Origin of the sequence: Mesobacillus jeotgali, from assembly GCF_014856545.2 — a bacterium.
In the GTDB taxonomy this organism is placed as follows: Bacteria; Bacillota; Bacilli; order Bacillales; family Cytobacillaceae; genus Mesobacillus.
The window spans coordinates 2,013,630-2,039,479 of record NZ_CP109811.1 but is presented as its reverse complement, the minus strand read 5'-3'; the positions used below and the strand labels follow the sequence as shown (position 1 = coordinate 2,039,479).

Below are 25,850 nucleotides of genomic sequence, written 5' to 3'. Positions count from 1 at the left end.
AAATACTCATAGTAAAAGGAGGTCGTAACCTTGAATCCATTCGTTTATGCTTGTATTGCACCTCATGGCGGTGAGATTATTCCGGAACTGCAAGGGTCCAGCCCCGAGCGGATGGCTGTCACCAGAAAAAGCATGGTGAAGCTCGGCCAGCAAATGGCAGCGGCCAACCCTGACTGTATCGTGGTTCTTAGTCCTCATGGAACAAGGATCAATGGCCGATTCTCGATAACCGATTCAGAACGGCTCGATGGAAGCTGGAGTGAGAACGAGGCAACTTTTACGATGGAAAAAAAAGTAGAACGGGATTTAGCGCGAAAAATTAACGAGGAAGCGTTAAAAAACGGACTCCCATCCTCTACCATAAATTTTGGAACTGCAGCAGGCCCAATCTCATGCCTGCCGCTGGATTGGGGTGCAATAATCCCTCTCCGTTTCATGCCAGATGTTCCAGTAGTAGTGATTACACCATCAAGAGATCTTTCCTTCCAGGAGCTTTTTACATTCGGTGAATCTCTTCGGACTGCAGTCGCTGATTATGGTAATAAAGTAGGTTTGATTGCCAGCTGCGATTGGGCCCATGCTCATGATGAACAAGGACCTTATGGATTTGATCCAGCAGCCAAAGAGTTTGATAATCAAATCGTTGAGCTGATCAAAACCAATCAACTTGAAAAAATGGCAGACTTCGATGCAGATTTTATTGAAGCCGCCAAACCTGACGGAATCTGGCAAACCCTCATTCTGGCTGGAGCAATACCACCCGAGGAGAGGCAAATAGAATTTCTATCATACGAAGCACCAACATACTTCGGGCTAATTTGTGCAGGGGTTTTAGCAAAAAGAAAAATCTAGTCATGATAACTAGATTTCAGACTGTAGACAAACTAAATGAAATCGGAGCAAGTCACAATTTTTTTCATGAGTTCACCCTTTGAGAGGCCGGACTCGTCTTATGACATCATAACATCCTAAATGCACCCTTATGGACAGCAGACATGCTGCATAAGGGTTCGATTAAACCCTAATTGTACCCTTATAGAAAGCATACTCCCTGCATAAGGGTACGATTAAACCCTAATTGTACCCTTATAGACAAGCAAACACCTTGCATAAGGGTACGATTCACTCCGAATTGTACCCTTATAGACAAGCAAACACCTTGCATAAGGGTACGATTAAACCCTAAATGTACCCTTATAGAAAGCATACTCCCTGCATAAGGGTATGATTTACCTGCTTCTTATATTTAATCCAGCAAAACTACATTAAACTGACGGCCCTTTGTATAGAAAAACGTGTCGCCTTTCTATCCATGTAAGAACAGATAGCCGAGCAAAACATTGGTTTTACCATTATTCCAACTTCTAGCTATTAACTAGATTTTATTACTAATATCCTCTTTTATAGAGTCCATCAAATCCTCAGACAAGTTTGCAGGCAGTGTCGTATCATCCTCGACAATCCAGGCATTCATCAATTCCAAATCAGATTTTTGAAAAGTGACGATATAATTCTGTTGCTCAATTGTTAATTCAACTGTTACATGTTCCTCACCATATGATTCTTCATCAATAATCATATTTGTCACTTCATATGATTTCATAGGCTAACTCCTTTACTAATTTCTCTTGTTATATTAATCAAAAAGTAAATATTTATTCTGGTTTACATAATAATTTTACCTGAAACTACATCAAGATAAAAACGCGTCAGAAAAATCCTGACGCGTAACTTTTCTTATTCTGTTATAGCCTTTATGGCAGTTTTTAAACTACCACACTTTTACCTGATCTGTTTACCGTGGAATGTTTCTTCTCAACATAATAGAGAAATACTTCACGCGAAGTCTTCTTTGGTGTGTAGCGGAATTCATTCTTCAGGTTATGGTTATCTAAAACAGGACGGTATCTTAGGAAGTTCACTTGTTCTTCTCCGTATTGTGTCAGTGATAAGCGCTTAAGGATAAAAAGGACTGATTTGATAAGCCTGGCTGGTATGCGGATGACAGGCTTACCAAGTATTTTTCCGATGTCGTCGATTGTCAGAGCTCCATCCCCTGCTACGTTAAAAATGCCTGTTTCTTTGCCGTAGATTGCTTTAATCAGGCACCCTACAACATCCTGGTCCCAGATGAACACAAACGGGCTATCTGAACCTGAAATTCCCAGCAGTACCCTTTTTTCGAAAAGATTTGTAATCTGGTTATTGACTGTGTCTCCCAAAATCGTTCCAATCCGGAAAATAACCTGCTCAAGTTGTGGATGCTTTTCCCGGTAATCTGCCAGAAGCTCCTCGACGAGCCGCTTATGATGAGAATAGGAAAATTCTTCATTCCCCCTGATTGCATTGTCCTCTTTGATCCATTTCGGATTATCAGCATGATAACCATATGCAGCCCCGCTTGATGTTACGACAACTCTTTTTACCTGATTTTCTGCACATGCCTTTAATACATTTTCCGTCCCTTTGACATCCACGGAATATTCGAATTCGCGGTTGCTCTTTTTGCCAGGAGTTACGATTGTCGCAAGGTGGACAACCGTATGAATTTTATTTTTTTTCATCACGTCCTGGACCTGAGGGGAGCGCACATCCATTTGAAAATATTTGATTCCATCTTCCTCATTAAAAGAAGATTCAGGTCTGATATCAGTCGCGATTATGTTCCACTTCTGTCCAGTTGTTTTATTCTCTTCGATCAGCCGTTTAACAAGCTGTGTACCGAGATAACCGGCGGCACCTGTTATGAGGATGTTCATACTTGTATACCTCCGTTTATGGCTGTAGTTTCAGGCTCTCTTTTTGACCAGAAAGTAGCCAGTGACAATCCGGACACAATGTGCCAGATCGCCCACCATGCCGCTACGATCGCCATTCCGCCAAGGCCATCAAAGAAATTAAAAATAAGGATTAATCCCAGTCCTGAATTTTGGATGCCAACTTCTATCGCGATTGCTCTTCTGTCTTTTTCAGGCAGCCCGGCAACCCGGGAGGAAAAATAGCCCAACAGGATGGCAACAAGATTGTGCAGAAAGACAACGATGGCTACCATACCGACAAAATCAATGAAGTATGTGAAGTTGGACGCCAGTGATGCTAACACGAACAGGATAAAAAAGATAATCGAGAACCGTTTCATCCATTTATTTGTCCTGCTCGCCCACCCCGGGTATTTGTAGCCAATATACATTCCGGCAACGAGAGGTATACCTAACATAATAAAAATCGTGACTAGCATATCGACCGGACTGATTGAAAATGATCGCATCAACGCATTTGTTCCTGGATATAATGAGCCCCAAAATAGGGTATTGAATGGAGTCATGAATATTGCCAAAACAGTTGAGATCGCAGACATGCTAATCGATAAAGGTGTATTGCCCTTCCCCAAATACGTTAAGAAGTTTGATAGATTCCCGCCCGGGCAGGCTGCTACCAAAAACAAACCTAACGCAATGCTGGGTAATGGTTTAACAATCATGACCAACAAGAAAGTAAAAGCCGGCAGCAGGAAAAATTGAGCGATGAGCCCGATCAATACGGGTCTTGGCGTAGAGAGTGTCCTTTTAAAATCATCCACTTTCAAGTCAAGCGCGACACCGAACATAATAAATCCTATCAATATATTCATAATGGTCAGAGTGGCGGAGTTAAAGTTAAGAGTTACTTGATCGATCCCCATTTATTTCCCCTTTGGTTCCTGGTGCATATCTTTAAAATACTTCAATCCAGGAGCCCACATATGTTTTACCGGGTCAACATCAACCTGGATAACCGAACATTTACCGGTCATCAAGGACCGTTCTATTGCCCCCTTGAGATCTTTCGGGTCGTTAATATGCTCTCCATGCGCCCCCATACTTTCTGCAAGCATATCAAACTTGATTTCTCCCAAATCCGTATTAATGCTTTCTTCAGCACTTAAGGACTTTTTCAATACAGTCTTGATTGGTTTCAGGGCGAAATGCTGATTCATTTTCACCATTCCCCACTGGCGATCGCAAACGACGATATAAATAACCTGCAAATTGTTCCGGACTGCTGTTTCAATCTCCTGCGGGTGGAAGCCCATGGCTCCGTCACCAATTATGCAGCAGACAGGACGTTCAGGATTTGCAGCCGCAACGCCAAGTGCCTGGCCGATTCCGGCTCCGAGCATTCCAAATTTATAGGTTGAAAAAACAGAGCCAGGTTTGTCGACCGAATAATAGAAATTGGTCCAAATTGTTGTATTCCCGCCATCTATGACCAGGTTGGTGCCTGGTGGAAAAACCTTCTGGCTGATGACAGGGACATGTGCTGTATTCATTGGCACAGCGAAATCCTCCAAATGTTGATCAAGCTTCTTTCTATTCTTTTCTTTTTCAGAGATATGTTTCTGGATCGAAGCTTTTCGATTCGTTGTATGGATAGATTCTTTGCGCTGCTGAAGCTTTTGGTAGAGTTGTGTAAGGAAAGTTTTGATGTCTGCCTGGATTGCCAGGTCTGCTGGTTTGTTGGCTCCCAGTATTCCGTGGTCAATGTCGACCTGGATCATTTTTTGGTTTGCGTCCCAATAAGGAGCTTTGCCCCACCAGTCTGTTTCCCCGATTCTTGAACCAAGGACTAATACGACATCTGCTTCATTCCTGATTTTATTATTCGTCTGCAAATAAATCATTGGCATCATAAGCGGGTTAGTCTCAGAAATTGCTCCTCGTGCAGCCCAGCTTGTCGTCACCATTGACTGCAAAAGCTCAGCGACCATTTCTAACTCCTCAGATGCTCCGGAATGGATGACACCGCTGCCGGCATGGATGACCGGAAATTCCGCATTAATCAACAGGTCACAGGCAGCCTCAAGCTGATTTTCTGTAGCTCCCGGCAATTCCGTCACACGGTATTGATGCGGCTCCCAAAAACTCAGGTCACATTTCACTTTCGTATTCAGTATATTTTCTGGAATATCGATATGGACAATACCTGGCCTTCCCTCATAACATTTCCTCAGTGCTGTCCTCATCATTTCTGGAATGCGATCAAATGATGGCACCGATTCGCTCCACTTCGCAATCTGGGAAATGACACCTGTCTGATTGAAGCATTGGTAGGTTCCACCGCGGTCAGGATACATGATCCCTGTCCTCCTGGCACTCGTAATTACCAGCACACGATTTCCCTCTGCTTCTTCAACAACTAATCCAGGGAGAATATTCGCCACTCCAGGACCATTGCTAGCCATGCATACTCCCAATTTCCCTGTCACTCTGGCAAATGCACCAGCCATGTGCGCAGCCGTTGTCTCATGTCTTGGAGATATTAGATCAATATCGTATTTTTTAAGATTAGAGTAGAACCCAAAATAAGTTCCATCTATAATGCCAAAAACCTTCTCCACATCTTCAATGCTTAACATCTTTGCGATCACTTCTCCGCCTGTCATTTCAGCCATAAAGAACCCCCTCCATCTACTTTAATACCGAATATTCAGATATTTTATCAAATAATTTTTGATATATTTTTTTTATATCATCGTGACCAGGGACCACCTGATTGGTAAGTATCCCATTTCCCGCTAACGCATCATCTACCAGTAACGGAATCTCACCTTCACGGGTTTGATTTATATACGCAGCTCCAGCTTCCCAAATATGAAACAGATTGTTTAAATTCACAACCATCTTAAGGACTTCTTGCGCCATCTCCCCCTCGGAGCCAAAAGCCTCAGGATTAAGTATGTTTCCGATTCTTGCATATTTCTCCTGAGAAGCCTTGAGTCCATACTCTATTACAAACGGAAGTAATAAGGCTACGCTCAACCCATGTGTCATATGGAATCTTGCACCTAAAGCCCTTCCTGCTGCATGAGCAAGATTGGTAGAAGAGTTCGAGAATGCGATCCCGGCAAAGCAGCTGCCAAGCAGCATATTTTCACGTGCCTCTAAGTTACTTCCTTGTTTAAAGGAGATTGGCAAGGCTTTACTGATTAGAGAAATCGCTTTTACTGCAAAATAGTCGCTCATTTCTGTTGCTCTGGTTGAAACATAGGCTTCCAATGCATGTGCTAACGCATCCATTCCCGTGTAGGCCGTATAGGATTCCGGCAAAGTCTCTGTCAATTCCGGATCTAAAATCGCAATATCAGGAATTAACCCTGGATGGCCCGGATTCATTTTAGTACCACTTTCAACATCTGTTATAACCATTACCTTCGTTGCCTCCGAACCAGTTCCCGCAGTCGTTGGTACAGCAATAAGAGGTAACCTTTTCATTATTTTCAAGCTGGGAATCTCTTTATATTGAATATCAGGAATTACTGCAAAAACTGAAACGGCTTTGGCCAAATCAATCGCGCTTCCTCCGCCTATGGCGACTATACAATCAGCCTGGCTTTCCATGCAGCAATTAACGGCCTCTTTCACATGTTCAGTAGTTGGCTCACCTTTTAATCCGGAATAGATTGTTATACTGAGATCTGCCTTCACCAGTATGCTTTTTAACCGTGCATTCAGATTGAGTGGCTCTCGCAGCACACTTGAACTAATCACGACAAACAGGTGGTGTGCCCCAAGCCCTGCTGCCGCATCTGCCAACTTCTCTAAACTCCCGGCTCCATGATAAAGACTGCCGGGTAAATGAAATTCATGAACCATATCATACCCCTCTCCAGATAAAGCGCTTACATAATACCTCACGACGAATATTTCTGTCTTTTTGTCTTGATCCGAAAAACATACATATCAGGTTTGTAAAAGCTAATGTATAATTCAATCGGCTTTCCATCTGCACCTTTGATCAAACGCTCGACGCAAAGAACATTAATACCTTTAGGAATCCCGAGATTTTCAGCATCCATATCTGAAATCCTTTTGCAGGAAATGAACTGTTCTGCCTGATGAAGTTCAATCCCCAGATTCTTTTCAATCAATTCATAAATTGCTGCTGTCTCTAAATCATGCTTTGAAAGCTGCTGGCCAATTTCCCGACTGTAGTAGTGGCGTTCAATTGCAATCGGGTCTCCATCTGCGGTCCGTAGCCTCTCGATTGTAAAAAATTCCTTTTCACCGATTTTATCTGCAAAGTACCTCGGCTTAGTCATCACTCCACTATTCAGCAAAACCGACCCAGGCTTCATCCCCATTTTACGGACTGTCTCTGTTAAACTATGTAAGGAATTAAGCCACTCCTCAATTGGCCGCTTCGGTGAAATATAAGTGCCTTTTCCATGTACTTTAGTCAATACCCCATCGTTTACTAAATGTGTAATCGCCTCCCTTACAGTCGTCCTGCTGACTGAAAAGCGATTCATCAATTCCCTTTCGCTGGGGATTTTTTCTTTGTATCGGCCTTCTAAAATCTCCTTCCTCAGTAAGTTTTTAATTTGCACATGGTAAGGAATTGGATTTTCCATATCAATCTCAACCAATCATTGTCCCTCCTTACTTGTTGCGACGTCCCTACCAGTTCAGACCAGTTAATTTCTGGATGATTTACATCTCCATTATATGGACTACATTTCCATTTAACAACAAGTTTTTATAATATTTGAAATATTAAATATATTAATATAGTTCTTTTGTTCTTTAACCTTAGTTAGTTTACATAAAAATATTATATTACTCCTTTATGATTCTGTAATGAATTATAGATACACTCATATACTAGATTAATAGTCTTTTCAAAGGAGTAATCTCATGAAAAAATGGAAGAAAACTTTGATTGTAGTGTTGCTTTCGACTATATGTCTGTTGGTGGTGTTGGTTGCTGGAGCTGTCATGTATGCTAACTATTATGTGAATGATGAGGATATCGAGGTTTCCGAGGAGCTTTTTCCTGAAGGAGCGCCTCAAAGAATCATGGCCATCTTTGCTCACCCAGATGATGAAATCATGATAGCCGGAACCTACCATAAGTTGAATAAAGATAAAGATGTTACCTCTGTCCTCGCCACTTTTACAAGAGGTGAAGCTGGCGGTACTGGTGGACTTGTTCCTAAAGAGAAACTGGGGGAAACACGGACAAAGGAATTGGAGAAATCAGCAGAAATCCTCAATATTGACCACCTTGAAGTCTATGATTACCCTGACAGCGGCCTGGCTGATGCGGATCATGAGGACATCAAGAAAACAATTAGGGAATTAATTGATCAACATCAGCCTACAACTGTCATTACTTACGATGATGTAGTCGGATTATACGGTCACCCTGACCATGTAGTGATGAGCAAGTTGACAAAAGAAGTCGTTATAGAGGAAATGGAAAAAGAAGATTCTCCTGTGAAGCGGCTCTATTTCGCCACCCTCCCAAAGCCAATGATCGATCTCGCACTCAAGCTCTCACCTACTTTTAAAGAAAGATACCCGAGGGATAAAGGTTTGCCGGAACCAACCATAGCCTTCCCGATGGCATCCGAAGCTTCACCACGCAAACAAGTCCTGCTTGCTCATGAAACACAATGGAAAACAGTAGCAAGCGTGCAGCCTTATCATGACAAAGTTCCATCCTGGATTTATTACCGAATCTTCGACCGGGAGTATTATCATTTGGTTAAATCTAAATAAAATCGTCATTTTTGTTGGCGTTTTGGAAATAAAATCAAATAACAATAAAGAGTGCTGCAAAAAGCCGCTAGAAGTTCATCTGCTTCGAGCGGCTTTTTGTCGTCTGCATGCTTTTTGCGTTTCACTATTGCAATGTTCAATCACAAAAAAGCGTTAATTTCCAGGATTAACGCAGTTCTGAATTCATATTGATCCCTCAGCCTCTTCCCATCCGCTATACATCTTCAACACCTTGCATTTCACTTTACCAGAAGGCACTGATAACACCGTTTCATCACCAATTTTTAAGCCTATCAGCTTTTTAGCTACAGGTGTATCATAGAAGATTTTGTTCTCATCTACATTCGACTCGCCATAACCAACAATTTCATATATTTCTTCTTCCGTAAAATCTGGGTACTCAAAAGAGCATTTCACGATCGAGCCAATCTCTACTGTTTCAGTATTACGCTCATCAAACTTAATAAATTCAGCTGTCTTTAACACATGCTGAATTTCCTGAATGCGCTCAACCAATATACTTTCATCCTGCTCTAATTTGTGAAAATTAGGATTAGCAATCTTATCGTCCCCGCACGCATTGAAGGCAATATTTTTATCCATCCGCACTTGCTTCAGTTCTTGTTCCAAATTGGCTATTTGTTGGAGGACCAGTTGCTCTCCCTTAGGTGTGATTTTTACAGACATTTTACTCTCCCCTCTACTCAGTGTTAACTCGAACAATCCAAAGGTAATCCCTCTAGCTAGTTTAAATCTCGACCATTCTAATATACCTTGAAACTTCGTGAAAGAGTAACAATACCGTTTGAAATTAATTATACTCTTTTATCACATTAAATCTGCTGACTAGTTCGTAGGGTCCTTTTTTAAACGCTTCATATGGGATGTAGTTCGCATCCATCGCGTCAAGAGCCCTGGTTCTAAATTGCTCCCTCGTAATCAATTGCCCAATATTTTCTTTCGTTATTTTGGTAAAAAAGACTTCTGAAGTTTCACCCTCAGCTGTCCTGGTTTCACCAGACTGATACTCACCTCTGAAAACTACAGAAGTAACTCCGATCGTCAGATTTTGGTAAATGCCTGTTATACCGTGTAAATTAACCTTTATTCCCGTCTCTTCAAATACCTCGCGATGAATGGCTTCTTCCAATGTTTCCCCTTCTTCTACCTGGCCGCCAGGCATTTCCATAGTATCGGACCGGTGAAAATTTCTGACTAGCAGTACATCGCCATCTTTGTTTGTGATATATCCGCTAACAGACAATATATGTTTAGGATGATGGTAGGAAGCAGTTGCAGACAAGAAATCTTTGTCTGCTTCTATTTTAACTTCGCCTAACTCCTCCATTGCTGCCTGGTACTCTTCATTATTTTCAATTAAAATATTGATCCTTTCATAATGCTCCATGCTGCTATATTCCCAGATAACCAGAATTTCTTCATTCGTATCATTCACCCAGCGCCCAATTAATTTGGCTCCATTTTTAATATGAATTGGGTAAACATGTGTATGAAAGAAATGATTCATATCATTCAATCTTTCAGGCTGTATTCTGTATGTATTTCTTTTAAAAATCATTTTCAGCTCCCCTTTCTCTTCCTTTAATTTCCACATTGATGAAGAAAATCCTTCATTATTAGAGGTGCCGTTCGGTTATTATGGAAATATTACAGGAAACAACACCGCCTATTTTGATATCTTATTTAAAGAATAATTATTTTGAGGTGAGAAAGTGGAGATCAATGGGATTAACCATTTATTATTTTCTGTTTCTAATTTGGAAAGATCAATTGCTTTTTACGCAAACGTATTTAATGCAAAGCTGTTAGTAAAAGGGAAAAATACCGCTTACTTCGATCTTAATGGTATATGGCTAGCCCTGAATGTTGAAAAAGACATACCTCGTCAAGAAATACACCAATCATATACACATATAGCTTTTTCGATTGATGAAGCAGAGTTTGAAACGATGTATAACAGGTTGAAAGATTTGAAAGTGAATATACTACCAGGTCGCCTTAGAGATGTAAAAGATAAAATGTCTATTTATTTTACGGACCCAGATGGCCATAAATTCGAGTTCCATACGGGAACATTACAAGATAGAATTAATTATTACAAACAAGAAAAAGGACATATGGAGTTTTTTGATTAAGAAGTAAAAATTTCCGGTCACAGGCTTGTTTCGGACAGCAATCCGATGATTTGCTCCAATCTTATCTGAACTTGCTCTGACTTCGGACAGCTTTTCGCCGGTTTCCTCCAAACCTGTCCGAACTTACTCTGACTTCGGACAGCTTTTCGCCGGTTTGCTCTAAACCTGTCCGAACTTGCTCTGACTTCGGACAGCTTTTCACCGGTTCCCTCCAAACTTGTCCGAACTTGCTCTGACTTCGGACAGCTTTCCGCTGGTTTGCTCCAAACTTGTCCGAACTTGCTCTGACTTCGGACAGCTTTCCGCCGGTTTGCTCTAAACCTGTCCGAACTTGCTCTTACTTTGGACAGCTTTTCTCCGGTTTGCTCTAATCTAGTCCGAAGTCGAACCTACCGCGTAATTTAAACGTCCTCCAAAAAACAAAACCGCCAAAATTGGCGGCTCTATTCATTAACTATTATTTTGCCTAACAACTTGTCCTTCAACAGATGCTTTCTTATCGCCGATTGACAGCCAGGTCACGAAGATGAGCATGATCATTGCTCCCATCAGCTGGACGTTTTGGAGCATCGTGTCAAACCATATCACTGAAATGACCATGACGGTTAATGGCTCAACACTTGATAGAATGCTAGTTTCAACTGCGGTAATATAGTTCATGCTGCCTAAGAATAGCAAAAACGCAAGTGTGCCAAAGAAAATCGAAATTGTCATGATAAAAATCATCTTCGGCTGAGTTAAAATAAGCCATTCATTGCTCATCCAAACTCGGTTGATTACTCCCAGAACAATTCCGCCAAACAGCATACTCCAGCCGACAATCGCCAATACGCTCCATTCCTTCATCAAGCGAGCCGGATAAAGTGTATAGAAAGCAAATGTTAGTACTACCGCGACTCCCCATAGCAAGGCGGCGGGACTGACCAACAGATTGCTTATAGAACCGTTCGTCAATAACAGGAACAGCCCGGCCAATGTACCGGCGATGCCAAGTATCTGATAGCGCGGCGGCCATTTTTTATGATTAAAAGAAACATAGAGTACCACAAAGATTGGTGCGGAGAATTGCAGCAAGGTTGCCACGACAGCATTGCTTGCTTCAATGGCCATCGTAAAAGTGTATTGCAATCCGACCATTCCAAGAATGCTGAATATAATAAGCTGATTCCGCCAGTATGCTGTTTTCACTACTGTAAAAATATCTTCCTTTTTGATTGCCAGGAACAAAAGGATACTGCTTCCTGCAATCATCATCCGGATTGATAGTATAAAAGGAACCGATAATTCAGTATTTGCGAGCATCCATTCCATGATCGACCCCGTCATCCCCCAGAGCATGGCTCCAATGACAATCATAAGTATTCCTTTTAATCGTTCCATCGCCAGCGCTCCTTTAGTCTTTGACTTTGATATATGTAATTCTTCAAGACCGGAAATTCACCTTTCCAGAACCGTCTATCTATTAAATATTATATTACCATAAAAATAACAAAAGCTATTCATTAATAGACATCTTAACTAGAGTACTGCACCTTATTTTACCAGTGCATAATCGGCAGACATTCTATTAAAACGTCATTACTTTGGGTAAATAGTAAAAAAACTCAAGGTGGTGGACGAATGAATAGTCAGACCCAATTGCAACCTTTGAAACAATATCGGACTGGCAAAATAGTACCGATTGCTGCTCTTGGCATTGCCGGGACACTTTATGCTGTTAAATGGAATCGCCGGCGCAAGACTGCCGCTTCTTCACACTCAAGGATGCTTAAAAAGATTGAGCAGGACTCAAAACATATAAAGCTTGAATGGAAGGGTACGAACAGTCCTTATCGTGTATTTAGAGGTGAGGAACTTGTTTACGAAGGAGTGGAACCACGGCTGGTGGACCAAAATCTTGTACCGGGTACTCTTTACACCTATTGTATAGAAACCCTTGATGACAATGGCGGTGTATTGGACAGAATGCGGATCCAAACAACTACTGCAGTGGATTTCAAGGAAAAAGAGAACCTTCTTGAGGATTTGCTCATTACAACGATTGTTACTTCTGGTCAAATCAGTTTCGAATGGGAACCGATCGAGGGTGTTTCAGAGTATAACATTTTCAGGAATGGCGTAAAACTTGAGACGGTAACTTCTTGTGCTTTTACCGATAACGGAATTGATGATGACGATTATCATACTTACATGATCAAAGCCAGCCGGCCTTTGCAGCGTTCCGAACAGGTGAAGTGGGAGCTGAAATCAGTTATTGCAAATGCGGTAGGTGTTATCAAGAAAGATTCTTCCACTGAAATAGCGGCTGACGAAGAATTTACCATCACAAAGAGGATTGGGCCAATAAAGGAATTGTTGAAATCCCCGAAGGAAAGAAAACTTAAGTCTGGAAACTGGCAGCTTAGGTACACAACTTTTTTAAAAGAAGAATGGCTTAAAAATCCGAATGCGGCATCACAGGATCAGATTTTTAAAGGCGATCACCGCTCATTCGATCCTGATTCCTCCAAGTTCAGGACCAGGGGAGACGTATTTATCGACACTGAAAATCCCTCTGCCCTCTTAAGCAAGGCTACCGGCAAAACAGAAGCATTCAGTAATGAACAGGAACCTATAGAAACTGCGAGCGCTTCTGACGAAGGATTTCAATTGGAGAAGGTACTCACAGATGACGACAGAGTTAAGGTCCACTTGAACCATTCTGTCAGCAATCCACTGGTTGTGTCCCCTGCCATTGATTATCATGTCTGCGGAACCTTTTATAAGGACAATGAATTCGATTTAGTTGGTATCCATGATCAGGCACCTGAACATGAGGTATATCTTAAAGAACCAGGCACAGACGATTGGCAAGTCATCCATCAGGCTCACAGCAAAGGTCTCGAAATGATGGCAGATCCAATGGCGAATCATTATTGGCGCTACTCTACTTTCACTAACTAAAAAAAACGGAAAAGCTGACTGTCAGCTTTTCCGTTTTTTCTGTTAATATCAGATTTTTATAGTTTTAATTGTCCAGCTTCAGCGCCTTGCACCTCGTGACGTTTGTCGGGGATGACCAAGGCGTTTCCACTTTTCTTATAAAAACCGCTTCCGCACATTAGGCGGCGGCAGCATACAGCTGTCCTTCTGGCCGAACCATTTGAATCGATTTTTGGCAATAAGGTCATACACAATATTCCTGATTGGGGGTGGAACGATCATGAACACATAAAACAGTTTCCATGCCCCTCGCAAATGACGGCTGATCCGCAGGGCAGCGGACGATTTATAATAAACCTTCCCATTCTCAATCAGAATCATGCTGTCCACATCATCAGGAACATTATATTTTTTCAGCAATTCCTCTCCTGCATCACTCTGGAGCGATGCGAAACGGAACAGCTCTTTATCGTCACGGTCCAGGATAAATTGGACACTGGCATCACAAAAGTTGCAAACACCATCAAATAAGATAACAGGCTGCATGCTTCATCCCTCCTCAATCGGTTTGGGTGATGTTGTCTCTATTCTACCATTTATCCATTTTGAGGGAAATAAAACAAAGCTAGAGCAAGCTGGTGCTTATTATCTTTCTGGTATCACCCTAATTCTTTTCCAATATCGTGTTTCTGACTATGATCCTGTTTAAATATTTCATCCCTGTCATACTAAGACGCATCCATATAAAGCTGTAGAAAAGACTGAACACAAAAATACCTGCCGGAACAACTGCATTGATATTTGTGGAAACTCCGGGTCCTAGCACGGGGAAACGAAATACATACAGCAATGCCATAATTCCTGAAGCCAAGGCTAACCCGCCAATAAAAGTCACTGTTGTTTGTCTTTTTGCCTTTCTAAAACCTGCTCCCAGAGAGACTCCCAACAAGCCTGTTGTAAACAAGAACACCAATACTTCAGAAGGCTGAATGATCATTAAAAGCAAGCCAGTGACCATATAAGTCAGAAAACCAATACGCAAAGAAGTGAGGGTAGCCAGCACGATTGGACCCGTCGCCATGATGCTGAAGATGTAACCAACTCCTCCAAACAGCCCTGCAGACTGGAGGATGGCAGCAATCGCACCCAGCAGACTCCCCGTTATCAATTTCACATTATTTGAATGAGTTTCAGGCGCGGTCCTATGCTCTCTGTGGATTAAGTTAGCTAAGCGCAAAGAATCCCCTCCAGCTTAAACCTTCATTTTATTGGATGAACGGGCTTCATATATCTTCCTTGTAAAGGATTGAAATTGGAGCCATCTCTAACATGTATTCCTGTAAAAGCAATTGATGCATTGTTTTTTCATGGACAATCGGGAATGCAATGCTTACAATCTCCTTCATTCCTAGCGCTAACCCTAACTGCTCGGCGACAGCAAATGCTCCCATAGCCTGCTGGTTTACGAGAAGGAGAACATGCAGATGTACCCATGAGCCACCGCCTCCTCCGATTACATCCTGGAGATGGACCAATTTTTTTTGCAGGCTCACCATCACACTGCCCATCAACTTATCCGATCCTTTATTGGGATTACGTTGTATGGCTTTGAAAAGTTCGTCCAGACTTTTGCTGTGATGCTTGTTTGACTCCAGCATTTTTTCCATTGCTTCTCTGATATGAGGTTCCTTGATTTCTGGTATGGCTTTGGAGATCGAGGTTTCAAGCGCTGTCTGTATAGCCCATACATGCTCGAACCATTTTTCAACCTCATTAAATTGTTTTGCCAGGTAGTCCTCATCTAGTTCAAGCAGGATTGTTTCATGATTCATTTCCTTCTCCCCCTATTTCTTTGTCACTTTCCAAAGTACACCAGTGTGGCCATATGCCTGTACGAGTCCTTCTGTAACAGGAGAATGCCCAAAGTCCGTGATGTATAGGCTTTTACCATCCGGATGGAACTTACAATCAACTGGCCTTTCAATCCCACCGGATTCCTGGCTGGATGAAGCTCCAGGCAATTTATTTTTGGCAAATACCTCTGAAGCACCCGTGTTAACGTCCACTCTTAAGACTTGGAAGCCATTATTCAAGTCTTTTTCATGAGGCGAATTCAACGGCGCATAGGTTCCCCATTCGGTGACAAAAAGGTCACCTTTGTATCCAAAAGAGTCAGACCGGCAAAAGTCCATTTTCGTCATAGCAGAATGAGGTTTTTCCAAGTAAACTGGAGGGCCTGCCCATTCCGGCAGGTTTTCAATTAGTTGTTCGGCAAGTTTCCCCTTCTCTGGCTTACAGAGCTCATCCCAAACAGGGACTCCATCGGCTCTCATTTCCGGAAAGCCATACCAATCAGGTTTTTTGATACTCCCATGTGGTGTTTTCACATTCCTTATTCTCCAAATACGATCAGGGTCTCCTGCTATAGCGCGCTCCCCTTTTTCCTCAAGACAGTTATCGGAGGCATAAAGCTCACCATCCTCACTGAAAGCCAATCCATAAGGATTTCTAAGACCCCAGGCAAGGAGTTCGACATCACTTCCATCGGGTTTAGAACGCCAAAGCCCGCTTGAGCACCATAACTCTCCTTTGATCACTTCCCCTTTTTTAGCAGGTGTACCAAATGGCTTAAATGGCCCGGTCTCTGTTAAAAACGGAAAAGGCATTAAAGGGTTTCTCGTTGTCACATTATTTCCTGTCAAAACAATATCTTCTCCCGGAATATCATGAGCATGTGGATGTTTCGCCAAATCAACGGTAAAACCAGCCGGGAGGCATACACCATTCTGTGACACTGAACCGTTGGCAAAATACATCAAGCCATCATGCGGGCTAAAAACCGGTCCTCCAGGCTCATGCCACCCTCCGCTTGGTATGCTCTCAATCAGCACTTTCCTCTCCCTGGTCTTCACGTCATATCTGACAATCCTGGCCAAGTACCCTCCTTTGCAGCTCACATAAATATATCCATCTTTATAGCTTATGCCCCTGGGTCCTCCAAGAGTTTCAACAGCAAAAACCTCTAATTGGCCTGCTGGATCAAGCCTTAAAATCCTCGGTGGCAGTGCAGGGCGAGTTGGCCAGGTACTGCCACCTTCTAAAATAAAAAGTGTCCCATCATCAGCAAACCCCATTCCAGTCGGAAAGCTCAGGCCTGCTGCGACTACTTCTACTTGATAACCATCAGGAACCCATACATCATCAGGATTGACGAGCTGGCGTGCGCTGATTGGCAGCTCAATTACTTTTTCACTGGTTTTTTTTACAGAAAGATTGCGCAAATAAATTACCTCCTGTTTTTAGGAGCCCTTGTCTAAAATTAACTAAGTCAGGTCCGTTAAACAGTATGGTCAAGGTGAAATCCCTCTATTCTGGGTACTTGCCCATTTTGTCCATGGACATCTATCCTAACTTCCATTTGTTGAATATAGTGTAGAAGCTATCGGAGGTGACTGTGATGAAAGGCTTGTATACGCATGGTTCCTCCTCCCGGAATCAGTTGCTGGATTGGGAAAAGCATGCACTGGATTCATTCTTCGCTAAAATGAGTGACAAGGAAAAGCCTTTTCCCTGCATTCCGGCAACAATCGGGTTTTCAATGAATCAACTTAAATATGGGTTTATTGGGAGCCCAAGGAGGGACACAACGATAAAAGAGCTCGCCAGCTTATTGACGAGCTATACAGAACAATCAAGGGAGTTCGGCAATTATACTTCTTTGATCATTTTCTATGAAACACCTGAGTCAATGAAGAATGCACCTGTCGAGGAATATGAACAAATATTCTGGGAGCATCTTTCGAGGTTAACTGAGTTGGATGAATTTGATTGGCCAGAGGATATCCCTCAAGACCCGCATGACCCAATCTGGGAATTTTGCTTCAACGGCGAGAAATATTTTATGTATTGTGCAACCCCTGCACACAAAAACCGGAAAAGCAGACATTTTGACGTGTTGATGCTTGCGATTACTCCGCGCTGGGTTCTTCAGGAATTTAATAAATCGCAAAGCTATGCGCAAAGAATTAAGTCTCAAGTGAGAAAAAGGCTCGCGAATTACGATAACATTACAATTCACCCAGACCTGAACACTTATGGAGCTGAGGATAATTTTGAATGGCGGCAGTACTTCCTCCGGGATGATGATACTTCCCTATCGAAATGCCCTTACCATCGTTTCCTGAAACTTCTGGGTAAAAACAGTTAAGAAGCGCAGGAAGCTCCTGCGCTTTACTGTTGATTCAGCTGGTTGATCAGGTCATTGGTGGTCAAGATGGTGGCAAACTCCTTTTGCAGCATGGCCAGTTCATGTTCCTGGATTGAATCCGCAGTATGCAGCACTCCTTTATGATCAGTGATCTCAAATGCAGCAATCGAGTCAGAAACAAGGAAGCTATTGAAACCAAGATTAGCGCTCATCCTGGTTGTTGTCGAGACACAGTGTTGAGTCGATAATCCGGTGATAACCACTGTCTTTATCTGATTCTTCTTCAAATACGATTCCAGCTCGGTTCCGATGAAACCGCTGTTCACGTTTTTCGTAAAAACAACCTCCCCATCCAGTGGTTTGACAACTTCCTTGAATTCAGTACCCAATGGGTTACGGTGATGCAATGGTGAAGCCGGGTCAAGTGACAGATGCTTCGTATAGATGACGTGACCCTTTCTATTCCGCCATTCTGTTAAGAGCTTGGCGATATTTCCTTCAGCTTCCTGATTATTCCGCTTCCCCCAGTAGGGATCGTCAAACCCCTTCTGGACATCCAAAACAAGCAGGGCTGGCAGTTCCATCAAATTCATCCTCATTCCTCCTTATTCTTTGCTCATTTTTTGTTATTCAGCGACTTTTTACTCATCATTGTGATCCTTCATGGAAATTACTTCAAATCTAATTGCTAATCATGGTAAACTCTATAAAGATGTTTTTTACATAAGCGAAAACTTGATGAGGAGGATTTTTGTGAAACGGTATTCGCTGTTTTTCTTGATATTCACGTCTCTCGTTCTTTCTGCGTGCAGCAGTGATGAACCGGATGAAGAAGTTGTAGCCGAACAACCGGCTAAGGAAGTCGTTAAAAAGGAAGAAACAAAGCAGAATGAACCTGAACATTTCAAGAATATAAGTTTAGATGTTACAGAGGAAAGCCTGATGGCACTGGAGCCTGGCTCGATGATGGGCGACCTGAGCTATGAAAAGGACATAGAAGACATTGGTTTCAATACACCTGAATTGGACCCCGATCTAAAAAATATACTGCCGGCGAAACTTGAAGAACTTGCCAATGGCTCACCTGACTTAGAGACAATTAAAAAGGGACTTGTTTCCCTGCTAGCCAGTCCACATTATAAAGAGATTATCGAAAATGCCCAAGCTTATGAACCGCATTTCGAAGAGCCTTTCCTGCCTGACCCGACAAAGTCTGTAAGTGAAGAAGAGGAAACGAAGGCTTCTGACAAAGCGATCATCCTTCTTGATGCAAGCTCAAGCATGCTTCAACAAACAAATGGCCGTGTCAAAATGGAAATTGCGAAAGACGCGGTAAAAAGCTTCGCCAAAGCAATCGGCCAGTCCAGTGAGGTCTCACTGGTTGTCTACGGTCACAAAGGCTCCGATTCAGATGCCGATAAAGGAGCTTCCTGCTCAGGAATTGAAGAAGTATATCCTATGGGCAAATACGAAAAAGAAGTATTCCACGGAGCGGTCGATTCCTTTGATAGCAAAGGCTGGACCCCACTTGCAGGTGCCATCCAAAAGGCCGCAGAGATGAGCAGCAGCTATGATGGCAACACAACAATATATATTGTCAGTGACGGAGCAGAAACCTGTGAGGGTGATCCTGTCGGGGCCAGCAAGGATCTGGTGGCCAAGAATGCTGAAAGTACGGTGAACATCATCGGATTCGATGTAGATGGTGAAACAGAGAATCAGTTAAAGGCAGTTGCTGAAGCCGGAAACGGGGAATACTTCAAAGCTGACAACCCTGAGGAATTGAAAAATACAATCCAGTACGAGTGGCTCCCTTCCACCCTCGACCTGGCATTTGCATTTACGATGGCGCCAGACGGATGGGATATGGTTGCAGAATACAAAGTCGCAGAAAAGTACCCTCTTGAGTTATGGACCGTCGGAAGAAAGGAAGCACACCGAATCATCGACGCAGCCGCTATCATGTCCGAGAATGGCTGGATCAGCGATGAACAATATTCGCAGTTAAGAGATTGGGGCTTTGAACGCAGTGAAGCGATGAAAGAACTCCATTACGCCATGAGCAAAACCAATCGCGAAAAAGCAGACACCGAGAGCAAGGAAATCAGGCAAAGAGTCGACGACTGGGTGGAGAAAATGAAAGAACTGAAAAAAGAGCGCGGCGATACCTGGTAAAACGCCTCGTTTTAATTGTACATTTCAAACAACGGGCCCTCAGTTAGATGGCCCGTTGTTTCGTTCACATATTATCCTTGTTTTGTTCATTTATTTCTCACTTTCTTGCCAGCTTAAATCCTTGTTGTACGCGTATAATTAGCCTGTAATCCTCTTCAAGGAGTTGGCGAAAATGCGAGATAAAACATTGGATTTCATTATAGGCTTCACCCTGTTTTGTATTGAATGGACATTCCTGCTTTTACTAAGCGGTAAGGAAAAAGCTTAAGACCAATATAGGCTTATACTCATAAACTCTTGCCCAGCAAGAGTTTTTACTCTCTTGCCATACCACAAATTTACATAAATTCTAAAAATAAACTAACATTATTTCTTATTTTTCGAAACGTTTGCTCCAAAGCCCACCGCCAGGACACTGAAAATACTTCCAACCAAGATTATAAAAGCAGTCAGTTTTAATTCCTCCTTTTTAACTCACCAATGCTTTGGCCTTTCTAGCGACGAAGGTAGCTTGGTTTCTGCATTTCCTTTTGCTGAGTTAATTTGAGCCTGAGTCAGGAAAAAGCTCCCTTCAAGATTTGCCCCGCTTAAGTCAGCGTCCCTCAAATCTGCACCGATAAAGTCACACACCCTCATGTCAGCTCCCTTAAGATCTGCAGCAATTAACAGTGCGCCGCGTAAATCGGCTCCTTTAAGATTTGCTCCTTTCAATTTCGCGCCAAATAGGTTCTTCCCTCTCTGCTGCTTTCTATTTTTCACTCTCGAACGTACCAAGTCACTTGTTTTTAAGAGCAGCTCGTTGACATCTGCTCGATGTGCAGGAATATCCAAACTAAGAATCTCGTCTGCTTCAAGATTAGTAAGCTGTTCTGTTTTTTCATAAATTGCTAGAAGATGTTCATATAATGGTTTAGCCGCCTCTAATTCCATAGCTTCATCCAAGTAACACAGCATTTCATGGAGCTGCTGCATGATCGGGAAAACATCAAACATCTCCTTCTGCGTTCCTGGCTGAGCTCGCCAGTCCAGCCCCCTATAGGTTACCTGCGAAACCTTTTGTCCGGCACCGAAGCATTCGTAGACAGTACATCCTTTGAAGCCTTCATCCCTCAATTTGTTATGAATCCCGCAGCGGAAATCTTTCAGCAAATTCGTACAAGGCACCCCGCCAGCTTTATCAAAAGCAAAGTCTGCTGATTTTGCATATGGCAAAGCCACGCAGCATAAACCAAAACAACTTTCACAATCGGCACTCAGTTTATTTTTATACACGACTATTCATTTCTCTTAATCTCCCGTAGTATAATTCCATCTTTTGTTAATTATAGATTATCACATTTTACCTCAGAAAAAAAAAGCAGGGGGATTCCCTGCTTATCTTGTCACTGCCCCATACTCCGCAGCCAGCTCTTCTCCTAAAAACTTTGCCAGCTCAAGCATGCCAAATTTCCCTGCCTTTGCTTCTGCATCTGAATTATAATTCGTATTTGTATTGATATCGTAAGTGTATATTTCACCTGCCTCGTTTCTGATGAATTCAATTCCGGCAACATGGATATTATTTTCTTCTAGTACTCTCTGATATTTTTCAATAATGGGATCATTAAAGCCTTCAATCACCTGGAATTTCGGCTTTTCTTCAACCTCTTCACCTACCGGGCAAAACAGGTCTCCAATCTGGCAGGCATCAGCCGGGCACAATTCAAAGCCTTCCGAAGTATCGACTTTCACCGCATAAACAAATTGGCCGCCGACAAACTCGCATCTGGTAATATAGCTCTCCGGGGAATGGATATATTCCTGAATCAGCGTGACACCGTCAACCGGCTCTTCGAAAGAAGCTCCCTCTACATAGGACTTCAATGCTTCAATCGATTGAAAAAGCTGTACCCCAAGTCCCTTTCCTGCCCGATTGTGCTTTGTTATAAATGATTTCCCTTCAAATTCCTTCGCTGCTTCTAATAGCTGTTTACTACCGACAGTCGCAATCGTTCTCGGAGTCCTTACTCCATGCTTGGCCAGCTCAAGATATTGCTTGACCTTGCTTACCTCTAGTTCCAGCGCACGGGATCCGTTGTATACCTTCCTGCCGTGGTTCTCCAGCCATGATAGAACCTGTGCTGTATATTCAGGGGCAAAGCGATGGCCTCTTGTGTGAGAGGAAGCGCTCATCCTGCTATAAAAAATACCTTCTGGCGGTTCCTTCGATAAATCCAGCAGGCCTTCGTCCAAATGCCATTCCTCAAAAGGTATGCCCAGCTCCTCCAGCCGCTTTGTTAAATGGATGGTCCATTCGCTATTTTCATGAATGATGTATACTTTACTCAATTTCTTCCTCTCCTTAGTTTAAGATAGATTATACAATCGCTTGCTTTCTTTTTGCCTCAACGAGCGGCATTACCAGCTTTGCGAAACGTTCCATTTCCTCGAGCTGCGGCGAGAATTGCAGTAATAGTAATCCTAAACCGGCTTCTTCGTACTGTAAAATCCGCTCGGCGATTTGTTCTGGTGTCCCTACTAAATTTGGCCGCAGTCCACGGTTTGATACCGAGTAATCCTGAAGCTGGATTTGCTGTTCAAGCTGGGATTTGCTTGTGAAATCCTTAAAACCCGCATAGGCACTTGATTCTTTAACTGTCGTGATGCGTTCCAATTCTGCAAATGCCTCTTCTTCAGTTTCGCGGCAAATGACATAGGCAGCCATTCCGAACTCCGACAGTTCTGGATTTAACGTAGCCGCTCTGCGATTTTTCATATCGGTTATTTTCTGTTCAATTTCCTCTACTGTTCCGCCATGCATGACATAGGCATCACATTTTTCAACAATGGTCTGTTTCCCCTTTGGACTTTCCCCGCCGGCATACAGAATCGGATTTGGACGCTGTACTGGTTTCGGAAACAGCTTCGTATTCTTGAGCTGATAAAACTTCCCTTCATAAGAGAAGCTATCTTCACTCCAAAGTCCCTTGAGTACATCAATGAACTCCGTAGTCCGCTCATATCTTTCATCATGTTCGGTAAAAATCCCGCCGTACTGACGCGCTTCTTCCTCCCACCACGCAGATACAACATTAAGGGTAAATCGCCCGTTGCTGATTTGGTCTATGTTTGCCGCCATCTTTGCTGTGACTGCAGGATTGTGGAAACCTGGCCTAACAGCAGACATGATCTCGATTTTTTCAGTAACAGAAGCCAAAGTGGCAGCTGTTGTCCAGGCTTCTAGGGAGTCATGCTCGGGGCCTTTGATATCATTAAGATACAATTCTGCGATTAAAGTAGTTGAGTAGCCCCACTCTTCTGCTGACTGAATCACCTGCTTTGCATAATCAAAGGTAGGCGGCATGTTTTCATCCTCAACATTCCTTAACCATCCGCCAAATATCGGCAGCCAAAATCCATACTTCATCACAATCTCTCCTCTGCTCATTTAAACTCAACTTAACCAACCCGATAAGTTGGTTTTATTAGAAAAACACTAGAGACTTATAAATAAGCCTCCTAAACACAAAAAGCTCCCTTCTTGAAGAAGAGAGCCATATAATACTCTCTTCTCATCTTTCAGACAAAATTGTCCGCAGGAATTGGCACAGTATTCTTTCAGAACCTGTTGCCGAGGTTTCGCAGGGCCTTTCCCTCCACCTCTCTTGATAAGAAGACATCATGTATTAAATTTTAGTTTAATAAAGTGATAATATTCTAAATTCAAACAAAAGTCAATTCGTTTATCGAAATATTTTTATATTTCAACCGGAAACCCTGAGAGAAATTTATTTACCCGCTGTGATGCCTCTATTAGTCTTTCTGGAGGCTGAACCATAGCGATTCTGACGTACCCTTCGCCTTGTTTGCCAAAAGCATCACCAGGAACGACGGCAATCCCTTCTTCATCAATTAGCTTGAAGGCAAAATCGCGGGATTTCCAGCCTGCAGGAATTTTAGCCCACACAAACATCGTTGCCGGAGAATTAGCCACTTCCCATCCGCTGTCCCGAAATCCAGATACCAAAGCATCCCGCCGCGCTTCATACTGCTTTAACTGATCTTTCAGGAAAGAATAATCAGAAGTAAGTGCTGCAATCGCTGCTTTTTGGATTGGGTAAAAGATGCCGTAATCGATATGTGATTTAAAGGAAGCAAGAATATTGATAACCTGTGAGTTTCCAGCAACGTAGCCTATGCGGCAGCCTGCCATATTGAAAGTTTTAGAGAGTGAATTGAACTCTACACCAACTTCCTTTGCACCAGGTACGGATAAGAAACTGATTTGCGGGTTCTTATCATAAACCAATTCAGAATAGGCGAAATCATGTACGACCAGGATATTATGTACTTTGGCAAATTCGATTACCTGTTCAAAAAAACTGGTGTCAGCAAGTGCAGTGACAGGATTACCCGGATAGCTTAAGATCATCATCTTTGTTTTTTGTAAAATTTCCAGAGGAATCTCATTAAGTTGAGGCAGGAATTTATTTTCCTCCAGCAAAGGCATAGGATAAATCGTTCCGCCTGCGATGGTAACGCTCGCTTCATAGATTGGATACCCTGGATCAGGAACAAGTACATAATCACCAGGATCAATAATTGCAGTTGCAAGATGTGCAAGCCCATCCTGCGAGCCCATCAGCTGCAGGACTTCGCTTTCTGCTTCCAGTTCAACCGAATAACGCTGATGGTAAAAATATTTTACCGCCTCGTTAAATTCACTAATTCCCTTAAGTGTATATCCATACTTCCCCGGATCCACCGAATGCTTAGCAAGTTCCTCCATGACAAAAGCAGGCGGTCCAAAATCCGGACTCCCAATACTCAGGTCAATCACATCTTTTCCATTCATCAAGGCCGCCTGCTTACGGTCAACCACTTCCTGAAAAATACTGGATGTCATTTTTCTAATCTTTTCTGATCCGTAGATTTTCATGGACATTCCCCTTTACTGTTCATTCATTCATGATGTTTTCGTTGAGGTTGATTCATCTGAATTTTTAAAATATAAATTCGATTATAGCAGTTTCGTTTGATCAGTTCTAGAAAAAAATAAAAATGAGCACGTATGCCCACTTACCAGTATTTGATTATGCTTTCTTTTGCGGATAATACCAGTTAGCGAAGATTTTATACCAGTTTAATCATTTTTAATACCAGTTGAAAGCCTTTTAATATCAGTTAACAACGATTTAATACCAGTTGGGAATTTTGGGTATCCGGATATGTTAGAACCGCAATAAACAGGCAAACAAAAAGAGCTGCCCAGGGCAGCTCTCTACTAAGTTCGTGTGATTATTTTGTCGATGATTCCATATCCAAGCGCCTCCTCGGCACTCATGAAATAATCCCGGTCAGTATCCTTTGCGATTTTTTCCACTGGCTGCCCTGTTCTCTCGGATATAATCTGATTCACATGATCTCGCAGCTTCAGAATTCGTTTGGCTGAAATTTCGATCTCCGTTGCCTGGCCCCTTGCACCGCCCAGCGGCTGATGAATCATGATTTCGCTGTTAGGCAATGCAAATCGTTTTCCTTTTGTTCCCGCAAGCAGCAGCATGGCTCCAAACGATGCGGCCATTCCGATACAGATTGTGCTGATATCCGGCTTGATGTATTCCATCGTATCAAAAATAGCGAATCCCGCTGTGGTTGAACCTCCAGGACTATTAATATAGATGGAGATATCCTTTTCAGGATTATCTGCTTCAAGAAACAGAAGCTGAGCAATAACGCTGTTTGCCACCTGGTCATTGATTTCATCTCCAAGCATGATGATCCTGTCTTTTAACAGCCTTGAATAAATATCGTATGAACGCTCCCCGCGGTTGGATTGTTCTATGACATAAGGAATTGTACTCACTTTGT

The 25,850-nt window shown here is 42.6% G+C and carries 25 protein-coding genes and 1 riboswitch; of the genes, 6 read left to right on the top strand and 19 right to left on the bottom strand.

Annotated features, from left to right (window positions below):
* Positions 1 to 30: 30 nt before the first annotated feature.
* A complete protein-coding gene (locus FOF60_RS10200; RefSeq protein ID WP_192471383.1) occupies positions 31 to 852 on the top strand; it encodes a DODA-type extradiol aromatic ring-opening family dioxygenase in 822 nt (273 codons plus the stop codon).
* A 523-nt stretch (positions 853 to 1,375) separates the two neighbouring features.
* On the opposite strand, the gene FOF60_RS10195 is transcribed toward FOF60_RS10200, so the two are convergent.
* The 6 genes from FOF60_RS10195 to FOF60_RS10170 form a co-directional block, all read right to left on the bottom strand.
* Positions 1,376 to 1,603, bottom strand: a complete 228-nt coding sequence (locus FOF60_RS10195) for a hypothetical protein (protein WP_192471382.1) — start codon at positions 1,601 to 1,603, stop codon at positions 1,376 to 1,378.
* Between the two features lie 163 nt (positions 1,604 to 1,766).
* Positions 1,767 to 2,759, bottom strand: a complete 993-nt coding sequence (locus FOF60_RS10190) for an SDR family oxidoreductase (RefSeq protein WP_192471381.1) — start codon at positions 2,757 to 2,759, stop codon at positions 1,767 to 1,769.
* The gene (locus FOF60_RS10185) at positions 2,756 to 3,682 is read right to left on the bottom strand and encodes a bile acid:sodium symporter family protein (RefSeq protein WP_192471380.1); all 927 of its coding nucleotides are present in this window, start codon (positions 3,680 to 3,682) and stop codon (positions 2,756 to 2,758) included. The genes FOF60_RS10190 and FOF60_RS10185 overlap by 4 nt, the downstream gene beginning before the upstream one ends.
* Positions 3,683 to 5,431 (bottom strand): thiamine pyrophosphate-binding protein, encoded by a 1,749-nt coding sequence (locus FOF60_RS10180; RefSeq protein ID WP_192471379.1) that lies wholly within the window; start codon positions 5,429 to 5,431, stop codon positions 3,683 to 3,685.
* Between the two features lie 16 nt (positions 5,432 to 5,447).
* Positions 5,448 to 6,632, bottom strand: a complete 1,185-nt coding sequence (locus tag FOF60_RS10175) for an iron-containing alcohol dehydrogenase family protein (protein WP_192471378.1) — start codon at positions 6,630 to 6,632, stop codon at positions 5,448 to 5,450.
* Positions 6,633 to 6,670: 38 nt separating this feature from the next.
* Positions 6,671 to 7,405 carry a GntR family transcriptional regulator gene (locus FOF60_RS10170; protein ID WP_225650046.1) on the bottom strand — a complete coding sequence of 245 codons (735 nt, stop codon included), beginning with the start codon at positions 7,403 to 7,405 and terminating at the stop codon, positions 6,671 to 6,673.
* Between the two features lie 268 nt (positions 7,406 to 7,673).
* On the opposite strand from FOF60_RS10170, the gene FOF60_RS10165 reads away from it, so the two are divergent.
* Complete coding sequence (locus tag FOF60_RS10165) at positions 7,674 to 8,540, top strand: PIG-L deacetylase family protein (protein ID WP_192471377.1); 867 nt, start codon at positions 7,674 to 7,676, stop codon at positions 8,538 to 8,540.
* 183 nt (positions 8,541 to 8,723) lie between these two features.
* Here the strand turns inward: FOF60_RS10165 and FOF60_RS10160 are convergent, their stop codons facing one another.
* Both FOF60_RS10160 and FOF60_RS10155 read right to left on the bottom strand, forming a co-directional pair.
* Positions 8,724 to 9,227 carry a GreA/GreB family elongation factor gene (locus FOF60_RS10160; RefSeq protein WP_192471376.1) on the bottom strand — a complete coding sequence of 168 codons (504 nt, stop codon included), beginning with the start codon at positions 9,225 to 9,227 and terminating at the stop codon, positions 8,724 to 8,726.
* Between the two features lie 124 nt (positions 9,228 to 9,351).
* Positions 9,352 to 10,119, bottom strand: coding sequence for an NUDIX domain-containing protein (locus FOF60_RS10155; RefSeq protein WP_192471375.1), 768 nt, complete (start codon positions 10,117 to 10,119; stop codon positions 9,352 to 9,354).
* Positions 10,120 to 10,273: 154 nt separating this feature from the next.
* Here FOF60_RS10155 and fosM point away from each other — a divergent pair, with 154 nt between their 5' ends.
* Positions 10,274 to 10,696 carry a FosM family fosfomycin resistance protein gene (gene fosM, locus FOF60_RS10150; RefSeq protein WP_192471374.1) on the top strand — a complete coding sequence of 141 codons (423 nt, stop codon included), beginning with the start codon at positions 10,274 to 10,276 and terminating at the stop codon, positions 10,694 to 10,696.
* 450 nt (positions 10,697 to 11,146) lie between these two features.
* Here the strand turns inward: fosM and FOF60_RS10145 are convergent, their stop codons facing one another.
* A complete protein-coding gene (locus FOF60_RS10145; RefSeq protein WP_192471373.1) occupies positions 11,147 to 12,076 on the bottom strand; it encodes a DMT family transporter in 930 nt (309 codons plus the stop codon).
* A gap of 240 nt (positions 12,077 to 12,316) precedes the next feature.
* Here FOF60_RS10145 and FOF60_RS10140 point away from each other — a divergent pair, with 240 nt between their 5' ends.
* A complete protein-coding gene (locus tag FOF60_RS10140; RefSeq protein ID WP_192471372.1) occupies positions 12,317 to 13,639 on the top strand; it encodes a DUF3238 domain-containing protein in 1,323 nt (440 codons plus the stop codon).
* A 135-nt stretch (positions 13,640 to 13,774) separates the two neighbouring features.
* On the opposite strand, the gene FOF60_RS10135 is transcribed toward FOF60_RS10140, so the two are convergent.
* The 4 genes from FOF60_RS10135 to FOF60_RS10120 all read right to left on the bottom strand — a co-directional run bounded on the left by FOF60_RS10135 (position 13,775) and on the right by FOF60_RS10120 (position 16,899).
* Positions 13,775 to 14,164, bottom strand: coding sequence for a thiol-disulfide oxidoreductase DCC family protein (locus FOF60_RS10135; protein WP_192471371.1), 390 nt, complete (start codon positions 14,162 to 14,164; stop codon positions 13,775 to 13,777).
* 118 nt (positions 14,165 to 14,282) lie between these two features.
* Positions 14,283 to 14,855, bottom strand: a complete 573-nt coding sequence (locus tag FOF60_RS10130) for a YybS family protein (protein WP_192471370.1) — start codon at positions 14,853 to 14,855, stop codon at positions 14,283 to 14,285.
* A gap of 46 nt (positions 14,856 to 14,901) precedes the next feature.
* Positions 14,902 to 15,450: a hypothetical protein gene (locus FOF60_RS10125; protein ID WP_192471369.1), complete on the bottom strand. Its 549-nt coding sequence runs from the start codon at positions 15,448 to 15,450 to the stop codon at positions 14,902 to 14,904.
* A 12-nt stretch (positions 15,451 to 15,462) separates the two neighbouring features.
* Positions 15,463 to 16,899 (bottom strand): PQQ-dependent sugar dehydrogenase, encoded by a 1,437-nt coding sequence (locus FOF60_RS10120; protein WP_192471368.1) that lies wholly within the window; start codon positions 16,897 to 16,899, stop codon positions 15,463 to 15,465.
* A 176-nt stretch (positions 16,900 to 17,075) separates the two neighbouring features.
* On the opposite strand from FOF60_RS10120, the gene FOF60_RS10115 reads away from it, so the two are divergent.
* Positions 17,076 to 17,825: a YqcI/YcgG family protein gene (locus FOF60_RS10115; protein WP_192471367.1), complete on the top strand. Its 750-nt coding sequence runs from the start codon at positions 17,076 to 17,078 to the stop codon at positions 17,823 to 17,825.
* 23 nt (positions 17,826 to 17,848) lie between these two features.
* Here FOF60_RS10115 and FOF60_RS10110 read toward each other — a convergent pair whose 3' ends face one another.
* Positions 17,849 to 18,418, bottom strand: a complete 570-nt coding sequence (locus FOF60_RS10110; protein WP_413632857.1) for a cysteine hydrolase family protein — start codon at positions 18,416 to 18,418, stop codon at positions 17,849 to 17,851.
* Positions 18,419 to 18,578: 160 nt separating this feature from the next.
* Here FOF60_RS10110 and FOF60_RS10105 point away from each other — a divergent pair, with 160 nt between their 5' ends.
* Positions 18,579 to 20,000 carry a VWA domain-containing protein gene (locus FOF60_RS10105; RefSeq protein ID WP_264647666.1) on the top strand — a complete coding sequence of 474 codons (1,422 nt, stop codon included), beginning with the start codon at positions 18,579 to 18,581 and terminating at the stop codon, positions 19,998 to 20,000.
* A gap of 474 nt (positions 20,001 to 20,474) precedes the next feature.
* Here FOF60_RS10105 and FOF60_RS10100 read toward each other — a convergent pair whose 3' ends face one another.
* The 5 genes from FOF60_RS10100 to clpP form a co-directional block, all read right to left on the bottom strand.
* On the bottom strand, positions 20,475 to 21,278 hold the full coding sequence (locus FOF60_RS10100) for a pentapeptide repeat-containing protein (RefSeq protein ID WP_192471412.1): 804 nt from the start codon (positions 21,276 to 21,278) through the stop codon (positions 20,475 to 20,477).
* Between the two features lie 96 nt (positions 21,279 to 21,374).
* Positions 21,375 to 22,328: an ATP-grasp domain-containing protein gene (locus FOF60_RS10095; protein ID WP_192471365.1), complete on the bottom strand. Its 954-nt coding sequence runs from the start codon at positions 22,326 to 22,328 to the stop codon at positions 21,375 to 21,377.
* A gap of 28 nt (positions 22,329 to 22,356) precedes the next feature.
* Positions 22,357 to 23,406, bottom strand: coding sequence for an LLM class flavin-dependent oxidoreductase (locus tag FOF60_RS10090; RefSeq protein WP_192471364.1), 1,050 nt, complete (start codon positions 23,404 to 23,406; stop codon positions 22,357 to 22,359).
* Between the two features lie 142 nt (positions 23,407 to 23,548).
* Positions 23,549 to 23,654, bottom strand: a riboswitch (SAM riboswitch).
* Positions 23,655 to 23,736: 82 nt separating this feature from the next.
* The gene (locus tag FOF60_RS10085) at positions 23,737 to 24,918 is read right to left on the bottom strand and encodes an LL-diaminopimelate aminotransferase (protein ID WP_192471363.1); all 1,182 of its coding nucleotides are present in this window, start codon (positions 24,916 to 24,918) and stop codon (positions 23,737 to 23,739) included.
* A 345-nt stretch (positions 24,919 to 25,263) separates the two neighbouring features.
* Positions 25,264 to 25,845, bottom strand: coding sequence for an ATP-dependent Clp endopeptidase proteolytic subunit ClpP (clpP, locus tag FOF60_RS10080; protein WP_192471362.1), 582 nt, complete (start codon positions 25,843 to 25,845; stop codon positions 25,264 to 25,266).
* Positions 25,846 to 25,850 lie beyond the last annotated feature (5 nt).